Origin of the sequence: Mycoavidus sp. HKI, from assembly GCF_020023735.2 — a bacterium.
GTDB lineage: Bacteria > Pseudomonadota > Gammaproteobacteria > Burkholderiales > Burkholderiaceae > Mycoavidus.
In genome coordinates, this window is sequence record NZ_CP076444.2 from 78,594 (window position 1) to 95,276 (window position 16,683).

The 16,683-nt window shown below is 50.9% G+C and carries 13 protein-coding genes and 1 pseudogene; all 14 read left to right on the plus strand.

Features of this window, described 5'->3' with window-relative positions:
- Nucleotides 1–68: 68 nt before the first annotated feature.
- The gene (locus tag KMZ15_RS00130) at nucleotides 69–419 is read left to right on the plus strand and encodes an ATP synthase subunit I (RefSeq protein WP_223692892.1); all 351 of its coding nucleotides are present in this window, start codon (nucleotides 69–71) and stop codon (nucleotides 417–419) included.
- A gap of 69 nt (nucleotides 420–488) precedes the next feature.
- The gene (gene atpB, locus KMZ15_RS00135; RefSeq protein WP_223692894.1) at nucleotides 489–1,340 is read left to right on the plus strand and encodes a F0F1 ATP synthase subunit A; all 852 of its coding nucleotides are present in this window, start codon (nucleotides 489–491) and stop codon (nucleotides 1,338–1,340) included.
- A 33-nt stretch (nucleotides 1,341–1,373) separates the two neighbouring features.
- On the plus strand, nucleotides 1,374–1,643 hold the full coding sequence (gene atpE / locus KMZ15_RS00140) for a F0F1 ATP synthase subunit C (protein WP_223692896.1): 270 nt from the start codon (nucleotides 1,374–1,376) through the stop codon (nucleotides 1,641–1,643).
- Nucleotides 1,644–1,677: 34 nt separating this feature from the next.
- Nucleotides 1,678–2,148 carry a F0F1 ATP synthase subunit B gene (locus KMZ15_RS00145; RefSeq protein WP_223692899.1) on the plus strand — a complete coding sequence of 157 codons (471 nt, stop codon included), beginning with the start codon at nucleotides 1,678–1,680 and terminating at the stop codon, nucleotides 2,146–2,148.
- Between the two features lie 2 nt (nucleotides 2,149–2,150).
- Nucleotides 2,151–2,693, plus strand: coding sequence for a F0F1 ATP synthase subunit delta (locus KMZ15_RS00150; RefSeq protein ID WP_223692902.1), 543 nt, complete (start codon nucleotides 2,151–2,153; stop codon nucleotides 2,691–2,693).
- A gap of 39 nt (nucleotides 2,694–2,732) precedes the next feature.
- Nucleotides 2,733–4,271 carry a F0F1 ATP synthase subunit alpha gene (gene atpA / locus KMZ15_RS00155; RefSeq protein ID WP_223692904.1) on the plus strand — a complete coding sequence of 513 codons (1,539 nt, stop codon included), beginning with the start codon at nucleotides 2,733–2,735 and terminating at the stop codon, nucleotides 4,269–4,271.
- Nucleotides 4,272–4,353: 82 nt separating this feature from the next.
- Nucleotides 4,354–5,271, plus strand: a complete 918-nt coding sequence (gene atpG / locus KMZ15_RS00160) for a F0F1 ATP synthase subunit gamma (protein ID WP_223692907.1) — start codon at nucleotides 4,354–4,356, stop codon at nucleotides 5,269–5,271.
- An 84-nt stretch (nucleotides 5,272–5,355) separates the two neighbouring features.
- Entirely contained in the window at nucleotides 5,356–6,747 is a 1,392-nt protein-coding gene (atpD, locus tag KMZ15_RS00165) for a F0F1 ATP synthase subunit beta (protein ID WP_223692909.1), read from the plus strand.
- Nucleotides 6,748–6,771: 24 nt separating this feature from the next.
- The gene (locus KMZ15_RS00170) at nucleotides 6,772–7,191 is read left to right on the plus strand and encodes a F0F1 ATP synthase subunit epsilon (protein WP_045363887.1); all 420 of its coding nucleotides are present in this window, start codon (nucleotides 6,772–6,774) and stop codon (nucleotides 7,189–7,191) included.
- 131 nt (nucleotides 7,192–7,322) lie between these two features.
- Nucleotides 7,323–7,574: a hypothetical protein gene (locus KMZ15_RS00175; RefSeq protein WP_223692911.1), complete on the plus strand. Its 252-nt coding sequence runs from the start codon at nucleotides 7,323–7,325 to the stop codon at nucleotides 7,572–7,574.
- Nucleotides 7,575–7,645: 71 nt separating this feature from the next.
- The gene (fumC, locus tag KMZ15_RS00180) at nucleotides 7,646–9,043 is read left to right on the plus strand and encodes a class II fumarate hydratase (RefSeq protein WP_223692914.1); all 1,398 of its coding nucleotides are present in this window, start codon (nucleotides 7,646–7,648) and stop codon (nucleotides 9,041–9,043) included.
- A 144-nt stretch (nucleotides 9,044–9,187) separates the two neighbouring features.
- The gene (hemE, locus tag KMZ15_RS00185; RefSeq protein WP_223692915.1) at nucleotides 9,188–10,291 is read left to right on the plus strand and encodes a uroporphyrinogen decarboxylase; all 1,104 of its coding nucleotides are present in this window, start codon (nucleotides 9,188–9,190) and stop codon (nucleotides 10,289–10,291) included.
- A gap of 397 nt (nucleotides 10,292–10,688) precedes the next feature.
- On the plus strand, nucleotides 10,689–12,770 hold the full coding sequence (locus KMZ15_RS00190) for a primosomal protein N' (protein WP_223692917.1): 2,082 nt from the start codon (nucleotides 10,689–10,691) through the stop codon (nucleotides 12,768–12,770).
- A gap of 126 nt (nucleotides 12,771–12,896) precedes the next feature.
- Nucleotides 12,897–16,631 (plus strand): annotated as a pseudogene (putA, locus tag KMZ15_RS00195) (trifunctional transcriptional regulator/proline dehydrogenase/L-glutamate gamma-semialdehyde dehydrogenase); the annotation flags it as partial.
- Nucleotides 16,632–16,683: the final 52 nt, after the last annotated feature.

Consider the following 16,683-nt stretch of genomic DNA (forward strand, 5'->3'; position numbering starts at 1 on the left):
GCTTATGCCAGCCTTGTAAAAGTGGCAAACAGATGAGGATCCTTTTGTTCTTCCGCTTAGCGGTTTAAATGAAGCGCTCAATGCGGATCACTCCATTCAAAGTTGTGCAGGCGCAAATAGCTTTGTCTGTTACGATGGCCGTGCTATTTGGAGCGTTTGCTAGTAAGCCAGGCAATGCCGTGCTATCTGCTTTAACCGGCGGAGCAATCGGCTGGATACCCGCTGCTTTGTTTGCATTGCGCTTAAGTACACGAGTATCGGCAGCAAGCTGGGTGGTGGGCGAGGTAATGAAGATTGGCCTGACCATTGCGATGTTTGTCGCAGCAGGGGTTTTTCTTCCCGCGATAAATTGGCTGGCTTTACTGGTGACTTACATTGTCGTGCTTAAAGTATATTGGGGCGCGCTGATTTTGCGGTGAAGGTAACGCAAATGCGGATAATCGCACAGAGAATTTTGTTGAATTGAGTTAAAAACGTAAATTTGAGATATGACGGCCGATACAGCAACTCATACCCTAAACCCCTCTGGGTACATTGGGCACCATCTGCAGAATTTTTCGAATAAGCCACAAACTTCAATTGTGGATTTTTCAGTATGGCATATAGATACCCTATTTTGGTCGGTGCTAATGGGTTTGGTTACGATTGGCGTGCTTTATTTTGCAGCGCGGCGTGCAACCAGTGGCGTGCCATCCCGCTTCCAGTGTGCTATTGAAATTCTGGTTGAGATGGTCGAAAGCCAATCGAAATCAATGATTCATGGTAGCCGCCGCTTTATTGCGCCACTTGCCTTAACGGTATTTCTTTGGGTCGCGCTGATGAATGCGCTAGATTTGCTGCCCGTTGATTTACCAGCGAAAATAATTGGCTGGCTTGGCTTAGCCAGCGTGATTCCTAATCACCGTATTGTCCCGACCGCTGATCTAAATGCGACCTTAGGGATCGCCCTAGGGGTATTGCTTTTAATGTTGTATTACAGTGTTAAAGTAAAAGGTGTGGGTGGCTTTACACGTGAACTGCTGTCGGCGCCTTTCGGTAAGCACCCTGCACTATGGCCTTTTAACTTATTGCTCAATGTTATTGAATATCTTGCTAAGACCATTTCACTGGGTATGCGGCTCTTTGGCAATATGTATGCTGGAGAGTTGTTGTTCTTGTTGATTGCCCTGCTTGGTAGTTTGTGGAGTTTCGGTTTAGATGCCTCTATTTTTGGTTTTGTTGGTCATGTGCTGGCCGGAAGTTTGTGGGCAATATTCCATATCTTAGTTGTGTTGTTGCAGGCATTTATTTTTATGATGCTGACGCTGGTGTATCTGGGTCAAGCACACGATAGTCATTAATTTTTGTTTTAAATTTTAAATAAAGGAGTTGTCATGCAAGCTTTTATCTCCAATATCCAAGGACTCACTGCGATAGGGATCGGCATTATTATTGGTCTAGGCGCAATTGGCGCATGTATTGGTATTGCGTTAATGGGCGGTAAATATATCGAGGCTTGCGCACGTCAGCCAGAATTGATGAACCCACTGCAAACTAAAATGTTTTTGCTAGCGGGTTTGATCGATGCGGCCTTTCTGATTGGCGTTGGGGTTGCAATGTTGTTTGCTTTTGCTAATCCATTGCTTGCGCCATTGGCAAGCTAAAGAACCCAGTGTATTTTCAGAATAAGGGCACATCGTGAATATTAACGCAACCCTCGTTGCGCAAGCGGTGGTGTTTTTGATCCTCGCATGGGTTACGATGAAATTCGTGTGGCCTCCGTTGATCAATGCACTGGATGAGCGCACCCAGAAAATCGCCGACGGCTTGGCCGCGGCGGAAAAGGGCAAAGCTGAGTTGGCCGTGGTGAATAAGCAGGTTGAACAGACCCTTGTGCAAGCGCGCGAGCAAGGTCAACAACGTGTTGCTGAAGCCGAAAAGCGGGCCCAGGTAGCCGCTGAGGAAATCAAGCGTAATGCGCAAAGCGAGGCGGCGCGCATTGTGGCGCAAGCCCAGGCGCAAGCTGAGCAGCAATTTGTGGCTGCCCGGCAAGCATTGCGTAATGAGGTTGCTGAACTCGCAGTTAAGGGCGCCGAACAAATTTTACGGCGCGAAATTGACAGTAAAGCGCATGCTGCATTATTGCAGCAACTCAAAACCGAGCTTTAACTATGGCGGAACTCGCTACACTCGCTCGCCCTTATGCTGAAGCGCTTTTTCAGGTGGCGCAAGGCAGTGACCTTGCCGCTTGGTCTGGCTGGTTGCAGCAATTGGCGCATATCGCTAGTTTGCCTGAAGTGCATGCAGTGGTAACTAACCCTAAGATAGAGCGTGCGCAAATTTACGAATTGCTGCTGTCGGGGGTGACTTTGCCTGCTGCTGAACAAGCCGGGCAGCTTAAAAACCTTGTGCAAATACTTACTGATATGCACCGGCTTCATGTTTTAAATGAAATCGCGACACAGTTTGACGCACTGAAAAACGCCAGCGAAGGTGCTGCAGATGCGCTGATTACCAGTGCTTTTGAGCTTGAGGGCGAAGCGTTGTCAACATTGCTGGTCGCGCTAGAGCGCAAATTTGGCTGTAAGCTCAAGCCGCATGTGACAATAGACCCGGCTCTGATTGGCGGGATTTGCGTCACGGTTGGCGATAAAGTGCATGATACGTCAGTGCGCACACGGTTAGCGCAGATGCGTTCAGCGCTCACAGCATAGCAGATGGCTTTCACAGAATTGAATGATTAGGAGCAAAATATGCAGCTTAACCCTGCGGAAGTGAGTGAACTTATTAAGACGCGGATTCAAGGTCTTACAGCTGGCACTGAGCTTCGCAATCAGGGAACCGTCTTATCCGTAATGGACGGGATCTGTCGCATTCATGGACTTTCTGATGTGATGCAAGGCGAAATGCTTGAATTTCCTGGGCAGACTTTTGGCCTTGCGTTAAATCTTGAGCGTGACTCAGTGGGCGCGGTTATCTTGGGCGAGTACACGCATATTTCTGAAGGCGATATCGTAAAGTGCACGGGCCGCGTTCTTGAGGTGCCTGTTGGGCCAGAGTTGATTGGTCGCGTAGTCGATGCGTTGGGTCAACCAATTGACGGCAAGGGCCCGATTAATGCCAAAGAAACCGATGCAATTGAAAAGATTGCGCCAGGCGTGATTTGGCGTAAATCTGTTTCAGAACCTGTGCAAACAGGGCTGAAATCAATTGATGCAATGGTGCCGATTGGCCGTGGCCAGCGCGAATTGATTATTGGTGATCGCCAAACAGGTAAAACTGCAGTCGCAATCGACACCATTATTAATCAAAAAGGTAAAAATCTGACCTGTATTTACGTTGCGATTGGTCAAAAAGCAGCGTCGGTGATGAATGTGGTGCGCAAGCTTGAAGAGCATGGTGCGCTTGAATATACCATCGTTGTCAGTGCTGCCGCCTCAGATTCGGCTGCGATGCAATATATCGCGCCTTATGCAGGTTGCACGATGGGAGAATATTTCCGTGACCGTGGCCAAGATGCATTGATTATTTACGATGATTTAACTAAGCAAGCCTGGGCGTACCGTCAAATTTCGCTGCTATTGCGCCGGCCACCTGGCCGTGAAGCCTACCCCGGTGATGTATTTTATTTACATTCGCGCTTGCTTGAGCGGGCGGCAAGGGTCAGCGAAGCCTACGTTGAGAAATTTACCGAAGGCAAAGTAAAAGGTAAAAGTGGTTCACTGACGGCGCTGCCAGTGATTGAAACCCAGGCGGGTGACGTAACCGCCTTTGTGCCAACCAACGTTATCTCGATTACTGATGGTCAGATCTTTTTGGAGACCGATCTCTTTAATGCGGGCATTCGGCCGGCGATTAATGCGGGGGTTTCGGTCTCACGTGTTGGCGGTGCTGCACAAACTAAGATCATTAAAAAATTGTCAGGCGGGATTCGAACCGACCTCGCGCAATATCGCGAGTTGGCGGCGTTTGCACAATTTGCGTCTGATTTAGATGAAGCTACGCGCAAACAGCTTGAGCGTGGCCGTCGGGTGACGGAGTTGCTTAAACAGCCGCAATATAATCCATTACAAGTATGGGAGCTGGCGGTTGCGCTCTTCGCTGCAAATAATGGCTATCTTGACGAGATTGAAGTCAACGCAGTCGCTAGCTTTGAAAAAAGCTTGCGCGAACACCTCAAAATCAGCCATGCTGATTTGGTGCAGCGTATTGAGCAGAAAAAAGAGCTCTCGGCAAGTGATGAAACTGCGCTACACGCAGTGCTTAAAGATTTTAAACGGTCAATCGCTTGAGGTCTCTGATGCGCAAAATGCGGAGCATAGAAGGCTGGGCGCACGCAAGAGCTGGCTTTCAAAGCAAAATCAGGAGTGATGAATGGCGGGCATGAAAGAAATTCGCGGCCAGATCAAAAGTGTCCAAAACACGAGTAAGATCACCAAAGCGATGGAAATGGTGGCGGCCTCAAAGATGCGCCGGGCGCAAGAGCGTATGCGCGCGGCTCGTCCCTATGCTGAAAAAGTACGAGAGATTGCGGCTCATATGAGTCAGGCGAGTCTCGAATACAAGCACCCGTTCATCACGCAAAATCAAGCTGCCAAGCAAGCCGGCGTCATTCTGGTGACAACCGATAAAGGGTTGTGCGGCGGTATGAATACAAATATTTTGCGTGCCGCGGTGGCAAAGTTTAAAACGCTTGAAGCGCAAGGTTTGCGGATTGAAGCCACTGCAATTGGTGGCAAGGGCTTTGGTTTTTTGAGCCGTATGGGCGTCAAAATAACCTCGCATGTGGTGCAGTTGGGCGACACCCCGCACCTGGAAAAATTAATTGGCGCGGTTAAAGTACAGCTTGACGCTTATGCCCAAGGCAAGCTCAATGCAGTGTACCTAGCCTACACTCGTTTCGTTAATACAATGAAACAAGAACCGGTGATCGAGCAGTTATTGCCGTTGGCCGGTGAGCGATTTAGCCAGCGTAGTGAGCATAATGTGACGCCGCTTACGGCGCAGCATATTGCGCAGGCTAGTCAGCCTCATGCATGGGACTACCTTTACGAGCCAGACGCGCAAGCGGTGGTCGATGAATTGCTGCTACGTTATGTCGAGACGCTAGTTTATCAAGCCGTAGCGGAAAATATGGCGTCTGAACAGTCGGCCCGTATGGTTGCGATGAAAGCAGCCTCGGATAATGCCAAGACGGTGATCAACGATTTGCAGTTGGTCTACAACAAAAGCCGCCAAGCCGCCATTACGAAGGAATTGTCCGAAATTGTAAGTGGTGCGGCAGCGGTTTAACGGTCTTTTGTAATGGCCCAAAACATGATCTGATGGGCATAGCAACCCATTCTAAAATCTTTAAAGATAGCTAAAGGAAAATTGATGAGTACCACGATGGCAGAAGGCAAAATCGTACAGTGCATCGGTGCGGTGATTGATGTCGAATTTCCGCGCGCACAGATGCCTAAAATTTATGATGCACTGATGCTAGAAGGCTCCGAACTCATTCTTGAGGTGCAGCAACAGCTTGGTGACGGCGTCGTGCGCACGATCTGCCTAGGCTCATCTGAAGGTTTGCGTCGCGGTCTGACAGTTAAAAATACCGGTAACTCGATTCAAGTACCGGTCGGTAAACCAACGTTGGGCCGCATTATGGACGTGTTGGGTCGGCCGATCGATGAGGCGGGTCCAATTGATAGCGAGCATCAGCGTTCAATCCATCAAAAAGCCCCTAAGTTTGACGAACTCTCTCCGTCCACTGAATTGCTTGAAACCGGCATTAAAGTGATCGATTTAATCTGCCCATTTGCCAAGGGCGGTAAGGTCGGACTATTTGGTGGTGCTGGGGTCGGCAAGACGGTTAATATGATGGAGTTGATTAACAATATTGCGAAAGAGCATGGTGGTTATTCCGTCTTTGCCGGGGTTGGCGAGCGGACTCGTGAAGGTAATGACTTTTACCACGAGATGAAAGACTCCAACGTGCTTGACAAGGTTGCGTTAGTCTATGGTCAAATGAACGAGCCGCCAGGCAATCGCTTGCGTGTAGCCTTAACGGGTTTGACCATGGCCGAGCACTTCCGTGATGAGGGGCGTGATGTCTTGTTCTTCGTCGACAATATTTACCGCTTCACGTTAGCGGGTACTGAGGTCTCCGCTTTACTTGGCCGGATGCCATCCGCCGTGGGTTATCAGCCAACCCTGGCCGAAGAAATGGGCCGCCTACAGGAGCGTATTACCTCAACGAAGAAAGGCTCGATTACCTCGGTGCAGGCAGTGTATGTGCCCGCCGATGACTTGACCGATCCTTCGCCGGCTACGACCTTTGGTCACCTGGATGCGACGGTTGTGTTATCCCGCGACATCGCTTCATTGGGTATTTACCCGGCAGTGGATCCACTCGATTCAACTTCACGTCAGATTGATCCAAACGTGATTGGTGAAGAGCACTATACGATCACCCGCCGCGTGCAAGCGATTTTGCAGCGCTATAAAGAACTGCGCGACATCATCGCGATTCTTGGCATGGATGAGCTTGCACCAGAAGATAAGTTAGCCGTTTCTCGCGCGCGTAAAATGCAGCGCTTCTTATCGCAACCGTTTCATGTGGCGGAAGTCTTTACCGGTGCGCCAGGTAAATATGTGCCACTCGCCGAAACGATTCGTGGCTTCAAGATGATTGCTGATGGTGAATGTGACCACTTGCCTGAGCAAGCATTTTATATGGTTGGCACGATTGACGAAGCGTTTGAAAAAGCGAAGACAATCCAGTAAAGCGGGTTTCACGCAGGAATTTATATGGCAACCATCAAAGTAGACGTCGTCAGCGCCGAGGAGCAAATCTTCTCGGGGCAGGCGCAATTTGTTGCACTTCCGGGCGAAGAAGGTGAGTTGGGTATTTTGCCTGGCCATGTCCCATTACTGACTCGGATCCGTCCTGGCGCAGTGCGGATTGAGTTGGAGGGTGGCGCTGAAGAGTTTATCTTTGTCGCTGGCGGCATACTTGAGGTTCAACCGGGCGTGGTGACTGTGTTAGCTGATACAGCCATTCGCGGCCAAGACCTTGATCAAGCAAAAGCTGAGCAAGCGCGCCGCGAGGCTGAAGAGGCCCTACAAAATACGGGTTCAAACGTTGAATATGCGACGGCCCAAGCGGAGTTGGCTTATGCGGCAGCTCAGTTAGCCGCTATTCAGCGATTACGTCGGAATCGAAGTTAGCTTGCGCACCTCTTAAATTTGGTTTAATATTAACTCGTTAAGTTAACATTTCTGTCTCTATGAGCGACAGAAAATCTTATATGAGTTGAAAAATGCCACATACGCTAGATTTGAGAGAACTACAGGGGGCAATGGCTCTTGTAGTTTTTGACACGCTGAAATTTGTCAAACATGAGATGTTACGCAAGGACTTGGATGCCAAGCATGAGATATTGCGCAGGGACTTGAATGCCAAGCATGAGATGTTGCGTAAAGATATGCATGCGATGGCAGAGCGTTTTGACGCTAAGCTCGATAAATTTGGACTCACTCTAACCATTAGACTGACATTCATTATGATTGGCGTAATGAGTGCTGCCGTCACGCTCAATAAACTCTTTTGAATAAGTTTGAAGCCTTTTGAGTCGGTATATAATGTTCGGCTTGTTCTTCTTAGCCGTCCAGACTTCCGCACATGAAAGAAAAAACTCGCATTGAACGTGACACATTTGGTGACATCGCTGTACCTGCCGCTCGCTTATGGGGTGCACAGACGCAACGCTCACGGCACAATTTCAAAATCTCAAATGAAAAACAAGCGCCTGAATTGATTCGAGCGCTCGCCCAGGTTAAACGCGCAGCCGCCACCGTGAATCATGCGCTTGATCTATTACCTGCTGATAAAACGAATGCCATTGTTCAGGCTGCTGACGAAATCATCGCCGGCCTGCACCCTGATGAATTTCCGTTGGTGGTCTGGCAAACGGGTTCAGGCACTCAGACGAATATGAATCTGAATGAGGTGATTGCGAACCGTGCGAGTGAATTAACGGGCGGCGAGCGCGGAGAGGCGCGTAAGATCCATCCGAATGATGACGTCAATCGAGGGCAATCGTCCAATGATGTCTTCCCAACCGCGATGCATGTTGCGGCTGCGGATGGGATTGCGAATACATTATTGCCGGCCTTAAAAACGCTGCGTGATACATTGGCGGCGAAGGCGCAGGCTTTTACGGATATCGTTAAAATCGGGCGCACCCACTTACAAGATGCGACGCCGCTTACGCTTGGTCAAGAATTCTCTGGTTATGTGGCACAGCTTGAGCAGGGAATGCGCCATTTGGCGGCGGCTCTGCCTCATTTGTATGAGCTCGCTTTGGGCGGTACCGCCGTTGGCACTGGCCTCAATGCGCACCCAGCTTTTGCCGATAAAGTTGCCGCAGAAATTAGCTCACTCACCGGCCTTCCCTTTGTCAGCGCACCCAATAAATTTGAAGTCATGGCGGCGGCTGATGCACTGGTGCATGCGCATGGCGCGCTGAAGACCGTGGCTGCCGGTTTGATGAAAATCACCAATGATATCCGTTGGCTAGCGAGTGGGCCGCGTTGTGGCTTGGGTGAATTGTTGATTCCAGAAAATGAGCCGGGTAGCTCAATCATGCCGGGCAAAGTTAACCCAACCCAGGCAGAAGCCGTGACCATGTTGTGCTGCCAAGTATTTGGTAATGACGTGGCAGTCAACTTCGGTGGCGCAAGCGGTAATTTTGAATTGAATGTATTCAGGCCCATGATTGCGCATAACGTGTTGCAATCGATTCGGTTACTCGCAGATGGCGCGCAAAGCTTTAACGACCACTGTGCTATTGGCATTGAACCAAACCGTGACCGTATTGATGCGTTGTTAAACGAATCCTTGATGTTGGTTACCGCCCTAAACCCACATATCGGCTATGACAAAGCAGCACAAATCGCGAAAAAAGCCCACCGTGAAGGCACCACTTTAAAAGTCGCGGCGCTGGCTCTTGGCCATGTCAGCGAGGCTGAGTTCGATGCCTGGGTACAGCCACGCAAGATGGTTGGCAACAAGCATTGACTAGAATAAAAAAGCGGGCCTAAGAGGCCCGCTGAAGCCTCACGCTACGGGGTTAGCGTTGAGGACGACCAACCGTTACTGCACATCTGTGCTGAAACCGTTAGTGGCATTCTGGTGGATTTAAGCGGTTTTAGGAGTAATAAAATGTTGCAGTCTGTATCAAACGATACGTTCTTACGTGCGCTTAAACGCGAGCCCACCGACCATACGCCGGTTTGGTTAATGCGCCAGGCGGGTCGCTATCTGCCTGAATACAACCGCATACGCGCCCGCGCTGGCAGTTTTCTGGCACTGGCGAAAAATCCTGACTACGCTACTGAAGTGACATTACAGCCACTAGAGCGTTACCCTCTTGATGCGGCGATTCTTTTTTCGGACATTTTGACTATTCCTGATGCGATGGGGCTTGGTCTAAGCTTTGAAACCGGTGAAGGCCCGCGTTTTGCCCGTCCGCTGCGGACCGAAGCTGATATCGCGCGGCTGGCGGTACCGGCAATTGATTCGACCCTGTCTTATGTGACCGATGCCGTTACCCAGATCCGGCGCGCGCTGACTAATGCCAATGGCCAGCAGCGCGTACCGCTGATAGGTTTTTCTGGTAGTCCGTGGACGCTTGCTTGTTACATGGTCGAAGGCGGCGGCTCTGACAATTTTCGTCTGGTTAAAGCGATGCTCTATCAGCATCCGGCTTGGTTGCACCGCATACTTGAGATTAATGCGCAGGCTGTCGCGGCGTATCTCAATGCGCAAATCGAGGCGGGAGCGCAAGCTGTGATGATCTTCGATACCTGGGGCGGAGCGTTGGCTGATGGTAAATTTCAGCAGTTTTCTCTGGCCTATACTAGAGCTGTTATCCAAAACCTAAAGCGTGAACATAATGGTGAGCAAGTACCGGTGATTGTGTTTACTAAAGGTGGTGGCCAATGGCTAGAGGAAATTGCGGCTATTGGTGCGCAGGCGGTTGGTCTTGACTGGACGGTGAATCTTGCCCACGCCCGTGAGCGTGTTGGCCATCGTGTGGCCTTACAGGGCAACCTCGATCCAACGGTGCTATTTGCCTCGCCGGCTGCCATTCGTGCCGAAGTGCGTTCAATCCTGGATAGTTATGGCGATCAGGCCGGCCATATTTTCAATCTTGGCCATGGTATCTTGCCCTTAACGCCTCCTGAGCATGTGGCTGAAATGGTCGATGAAGTTCATTCTTATAGCCGCTCATTGCGCGAAGTCGGCGCCGAGCCTAAGTCTTGAATGAGTACTCAGTCGGTTCCTAGGTAGATTCTATCAGGGGATAGGCCGATTGGCTAAGTGAGTGACTTATACACAATTAGCCCGCCTATTGCAAGAGGCGGGTCAAATTTTTTATAAATGGCAAAAGAGTACCGTTGTCTTTTTCTAAGTGGTTGATTAATAAGGATTTGTGAAAATTGCTTCGAAACTGGGCAAACTAAGGTAAAGCCTTTGTCTTGGCCTTTTCAGCGGCTAAAGAGCGAGTTTTCAACAAAGTTATCCACAGGATTTGTGGAAAGCTCAAAAAAAGCCAAGAAATCCGGTAGTTAGCTGTTTATTGTATGCATTACTTTAAATTTGATCTGTTGATTTCGTATATCAAACGCGTCGTTTTGGAGATTGCGTGCAAACCTCTGTAATGAGTCGCTTAATTGTTCGTGTCGCCTTAGACCAACCTATCCCAACGCTGTTTGATTACCTTTGCACTATTTTGCCGGCGCCTCAACCCGGTCAGTTGGTGTCTGTACCGTTTGGTAGGCGGTCCTTAGTCGGATTAGTATGTGAGGTGGTCGAACATAGTGACATACCCACTGAACGCTTACGTACGCTCGAGGCTATTTGGGCTGATTGTCCGCCGCTGTCAACTCAATGGTTGGCATTATTGGCCTTTGCCGCTGATTATTACCAACGCTCACTAGGTGAAGTCGCATTACCATCGCTGCCGCCAGCGCTACGCAATGCAAAACGCTGGCAGCGGCTGTTGATCCCGGCTTCTCTCGTACCGTTAAGTGGCGAGCCTAAGGCTGGTGCGCCAGCCGTTCTCCCCATCATGGCGGACGCCCAAGCACCGCTCATTGTGGAGCGTACTCTAACCCCTGAGCAAACGGAGGTGTTGCGCACGCTAAATTCAGCGCGAGGTTTTTCCCCTTTTTTACTATATGGGATAACGGGTAGCGGTAAGACGGAAGTCTACTTGCAAATGGTGGCCGGTTTGTTGGCGCGTGACCCTTTGGCTCAGGTGCTGGTGTTGGTACCTGAAATTAATCTAACGCCCCAATTTGAAAAGGCCTTCCGAGCGCGCTTTTCGGCTTGGCCCGCGCAAGCCATTGTCACTTTGCACAGTGGTTTAGCCGAAGGTGTGCGTGCGCGGCATTGGCTGGCCGCACATACAGGGCAGGCGCGTATCGTGTTGGGGACCCGGCTAGCCGTGTTAGCGTCGTTGCCAAGGCTGTCGTTGATTGTCGTGGATGAAGAGCATGAAGCGGCTTATAAACAGCAAGAAGGGTTGCGTTATTCTGCGCGTGATTTGGCCGTTTGGCGTGCGAAACAACTGAATATTCCAATTGTGCTGGGCTCGGCGACACCGTCGCTTGAAAGCTGGCAGCAAGTTGCACAGGGCCGCTATACCCGGCTAACGCTGACGCAGCGCGCGCATACCGAGGCAGTGCTGCCAACGGTGCGTTTGGTCAATATGGGCGCTAACAGTCACACGGCTCATGCCCCAAACTCAGGGCTGTCATCCTCTCTGGTTAAGGCGCTGCAGGAACGCTTAGTACGGGGCGAGCAAAGTCTGATTTTTTTAAACCGGCGTGGCTATGCGCCCGTACTTGCTTGCGATGCATGCGGCTGGGTCGCCGGTTGTGTGCGCTGCAGTGCTTATACTGTGCTGCATAAGCTTGAACGGAAATTACGCTGTCACCATTGCGGTTGGCAAGCCCCTATCATGCGTGCTTGCCCGGACTGTGGCAATCTTGATTTAGCTCCGCTCGGGCGAGGCACACAAAAAATTGAAGAGACTCTCGCCGCGATTTTGCCGACAGCTCGGATTTTACGCATTGATGCGGATAGTACGCGCCGCAAAGGAAGTGCGCAGGCGTTATTCGCAGAGGTACATGCAGGTGAGGCGGATATTCTAGTTGGCACGCAAATGATCGCAAAAGGACATGATTTCAAGCGGGTGACCCTGGTAGGCGTATTGAATCCGGATACGGCGCTGTTTTCGCATGATTTTCGAGCGAGCGAGCGGCTCTTTGCCCAGTTAATGCAAGTCAGCGGACGGTCAGGTCGCACCGGTCAAGGTGAGGTCCTGCTGCAAACGCGTTATCCGCAGCATCCTCTGTATGAAGCGCTGGCCCGGCATGACTATGCGGGTTTTGCTGCGACGACCCTTGCGGAGCGGCGGCAGGCGCGTTTGCCGCCCTTTGTTTACCAAGCGCTACTCCGTGCTGAGGCCCGTACCTTAGAAGCCGCACAGGCTTTTCTGATGCAAGGGATAGAATTGTTGAATGGTTTGTCTGGCGCTGAACGGGTAACATGTTATGACCCCGTACCCATGGCCGTAGTTAAAGTCATGAATGTACATCGGGCTCAATTGTTGCTTGAGAGTCCATCGCGCATCGCGTTGCAAAGCGCACTACATTTATGGCAGCCTCATTTGCGTACGCTCAAAGTCAAAGGGATTGTGCGCTGGTCGCTCGAAGTAGATCCGCTTGATATCTAAATTAGGTTAGCCAGCTCTTTAGTAAGGACAAGTAAGTTTTTCTTTACTAAGCCAGATGGGTTAATTAAACTGGCCTAACTTTGCTTCTCATTCAAGAAACAAAAAAAGATGCTGACACCTCTCAAGCAACCCCAATCGTCGCTACGTGCAGCCATTACAGCTGCCTACCGGCGCCCAGAAGCTGATTCCATTATCCCTCTTATTGATGCAGCCCATTTAACGGCTGAGCAAAGTGTTGCGGCGCGTACGCTTGCCGGTGAATTGGTTAAAGCGCTGCGTACTAAATCCGTGGGCGGCGGCATTAAAGAATTGCTTCACGAATTCTCCTTGTCGAGTCAAGAGGGGGTGGCTTTGATGTGCTTGGCCGAAGCGTTGCTACGTATTCCTGATAGCGCTGCGCGTGAAGCATTGATTCGAGATAAGATTAGCCACGGTGACTGGAAATCGCATATCGCTCAAAAATCTTCGTTATTTGTGAATGCAGCGGCTTGGAGCTTAATGCTGAGCGGCAAATTAGTCGCGAGTCATAGTGAGATAGGTTTATTTGCTGCGCTTTCTCGACTGATTGGTAAAGGCTGCGAGCCATTGGTTCGCAAAGGGGTGGAGTTCGCCATACAACTGATGGGCGAACAGTTTGTGTGTGGTGAGACAATCGCTCAAGCACTGACCAACAGCCGCAAACTTGAAGCGCACAATTTTCTTTATTCATATGACATGCTGGGCGAGGCGGCGCTCACAGACGAAGATGCCCAAGCTTATTTTACGGCTTATAAACAAGCCATTCACGCCATTGGCAAAGTAGCTGGGGCGCATGATATTTATGCTAAACCCGGTATTTCAATCAAATTGTCTGCGCTGCATCCACGCTATACGCGGGCGCAGAAAGATCGTGTTATGGCTGAACTCTTGCCACGCGTGCATGCTCTCGCCGCGCTTGCTCATCATTACAATATTGGGTTAAATATCGATGCCGAGGAAGCAGATCGATTGGAGCTGTCCCTTGATCTGTTAGAGGCGTTGTGTTTTGATCCGGCATTCGCAGGCTGGAACGGTTTAGGCTTTGTGATCCAGGCGTATCAGAAACGTTGCCCGTTTGTGATTGATTACTTAATTGATTTAGCCGTGCGCAGCCAGCGCCGGTTGATGGTGCGTTTGGTTAAAGGGGCGTATTGGGACAGCGAGATCAAGCGCGCGCAAATTGACGGGCTAGACGGATATCCGGTCTATACGCGTAAAATCTATACGGATGTTTCTTACCTTGCCTGTGCCAGAAAAATGCTCGCCGCGCCAGCCGCGATCTATCCGCAATTTGCTACCCATAATGCTCATACACTGGCGGCCATTTACCATTTGGCCGGCCCGGATTATTACGCGGGCCAATATGAGTTTCAATGTCTATATGGCATGGGGGAGCCACTTTATGAAGCGCTCCATAACCGCTGTGGCATAAAACGCCCATGCCGGATTTATGCGCCGGTGGGCATGTATGAAAGCTTACTGGCCTATTTGGTTAGGCGTTTGCTAGAAAATGGGGCCAATACTTCATTTGTTAATCGCATCGCGGATGAAACAGTGACCCTTGATGAACTTATTGCCGATCCGATTGAAGAGGCTTTAAAGGTTACCCCGCTAGGGGCTGCCCACCCGAAAATTGTGTTGCCGCGTGATCTCTATAAGAATGAGCGCGTTAATTCAAGTGGCCTGGATTTATCGGACGAAAATCAGCTCGCTCGGCTATCTTCTGTTTTGTACGCCAGCATGAATATGAAATGGCAGGCAGCGCCTATCCTGGGGGCGGACATAGAGATGGACGGGAATAGCCCGGTACGCAATAGTTTTAACCCCGCTAATAAAGGTGACATTGTCGGTACCATGATTGACGCTAGCGTAGCTGACGTGAAGGCTGCTCTGGCGCTTGCATGTGCCGCAGCGCCTGGTTGGCAAATGACGCTGCCGGTAGCGCGTGCAGCGTGTCTGACGCGGGCGGCCGATTTACTTGAAGCGCAAAAATATACGCTGATAAGTTTACTGGTGCGAGAAGCTGGTAAATCGCTGGCCAGCGCTGTGTCCGAAATACGTGAAGCGGTTGATTTCTTACGCTATTATGCGGCGCAAATCGACCATGAATTTTCCAACCAAACGCATCGCCCGCTTGGACCAATCGTTTGCATTAGCCCGTGGAATTTTCCGCTGGCAATTTTTATGGGACAAATTTCTGCTGCCTTGGCAGCGGGCAATCCGGTGCTGGCAAAGCCTGCTGAACAGACGCCGCTGATTGCGGCGCAGGCGGTTCGGATCTTGCACGAAGCGGGAGTGCCGATTGGCGTCGTGCAGTTGTTGCCAGGCGCAGGCGAGACAGTGGGGGCAGCGCTGGTTGCTGATGAGCGCATTAGTGGCGTGATGTTTACCGGTTCAACAGAAGTGGCGAGGCTGATTGCGAGAACGCTGGCTACTCGGCTTGATGGTTATGGTAAACCGATTCCATTGATCGCCGAAACGGGTGGGCAAAATGCCATGATTGTGGATTCATCTGCGCTGGCCGAGCAAGTCGTCGCCGATGTTCTGGTGTCGGCGTTTGATTCGGCGGGCCAGCGTTGCTCCGCCCTGCGGGTTTTATGCGTGCAAGAGGAGGTTGCTGAGCGCATCTTGACGATGCTCAAAGGGGCCATGCAAGAGTTGGTGATCGGCAACCCGGGTTATCTGGCGACGGATGTTGGCCCAGTGATCGATGCGGCGGCTAAAGCGGCGCTTGAAAACCATATCGAGACCATGCGTGCCAAAGGGCATAAAGTGTTTCAGCCACGGTTGCTTGACGCCTCGGCCACTGGTGGTTTTTCTAATGGCACCTTCGTCTTGCCAACGTTGATTGAAATTGAATCAATCAATGAATTAAAGCATGAAGTATTTGGCCCCGTGTTGCATATTATCCGCTATCGCCGTCCGGCTCTTGATCTCTTACTTAAGGCGATTAACCGCACGGGCTATGGCCTAACGCTTGGCCTGCATACGCGGATTGATGAAACCATTACCTATGTCAGCGAAGGTGCGCGGGTTGGCAACCTCTACATTAACCGTAATATGATTGGTGCAGTGGTTGGCGTACAGCCATTTGGTGGCGAAGGTTTATCGGGGACCGGGCCAAAGGCGGGGGGGCCGCTTTATTTGCTACGCTTGCTGTCGCAACGGCCCTTGCAAGCACCCGCTAGGTTGACGTGGCGGCAAGCTTCGCGCAACGGGAGCTTAGTCGAGACGGCAACGACTCATGCTGCGGTGGCGAGATTGACTGCATACCGTGATTGGCTGACCGCACAAAATGATGCGCTGACCGCGCTGCGTTGCGAGCGCTACTTAAAACAAATCATCGTTGGCTCGACCTTTATCCTACCTGGCCCAACGGGCGAAGAAAACACCTATTCGCTGAAGTGCCGCGGGACCGTAAGGTGCGAGGCAGCTACGCTAAGCGGAGCGCGCGCACAACTGGCTGCCGCGTTAGCCACGGGGAATCATGCGCTGCTTGCCTCAGGCATCACGCATCATCATGCTGACCCTAGCCACAACCATCCTGATATGGCATGGGTTCAGACTCTTCCCGCAATCCTCAAGCACCATGTCAGCGTAGAACGCTCTCTTGAAGATCCGTTTGATGCAGCATTATTCGAGGGGGAGCGGGCGCTGTTACAAACGCTTGTTAAGCGCATTGCTGCGCGCCCGGGTCCGCTGATTGGCATACAGAGCGTGGCGACTGGAGCACTGGCTTCTAATGAAGACGATTACATCCTGGAGCGGCTTTTAAGCGAAAGCTCGATTAGCCTCAACACAGCGGCCGCGGGGGGTAATGCAAGTTTGATGACGATCACGTAATTGAGTTTAACGAAACTTAACCAGCACCTTTAAAACAGGCTCGGTGATAGAC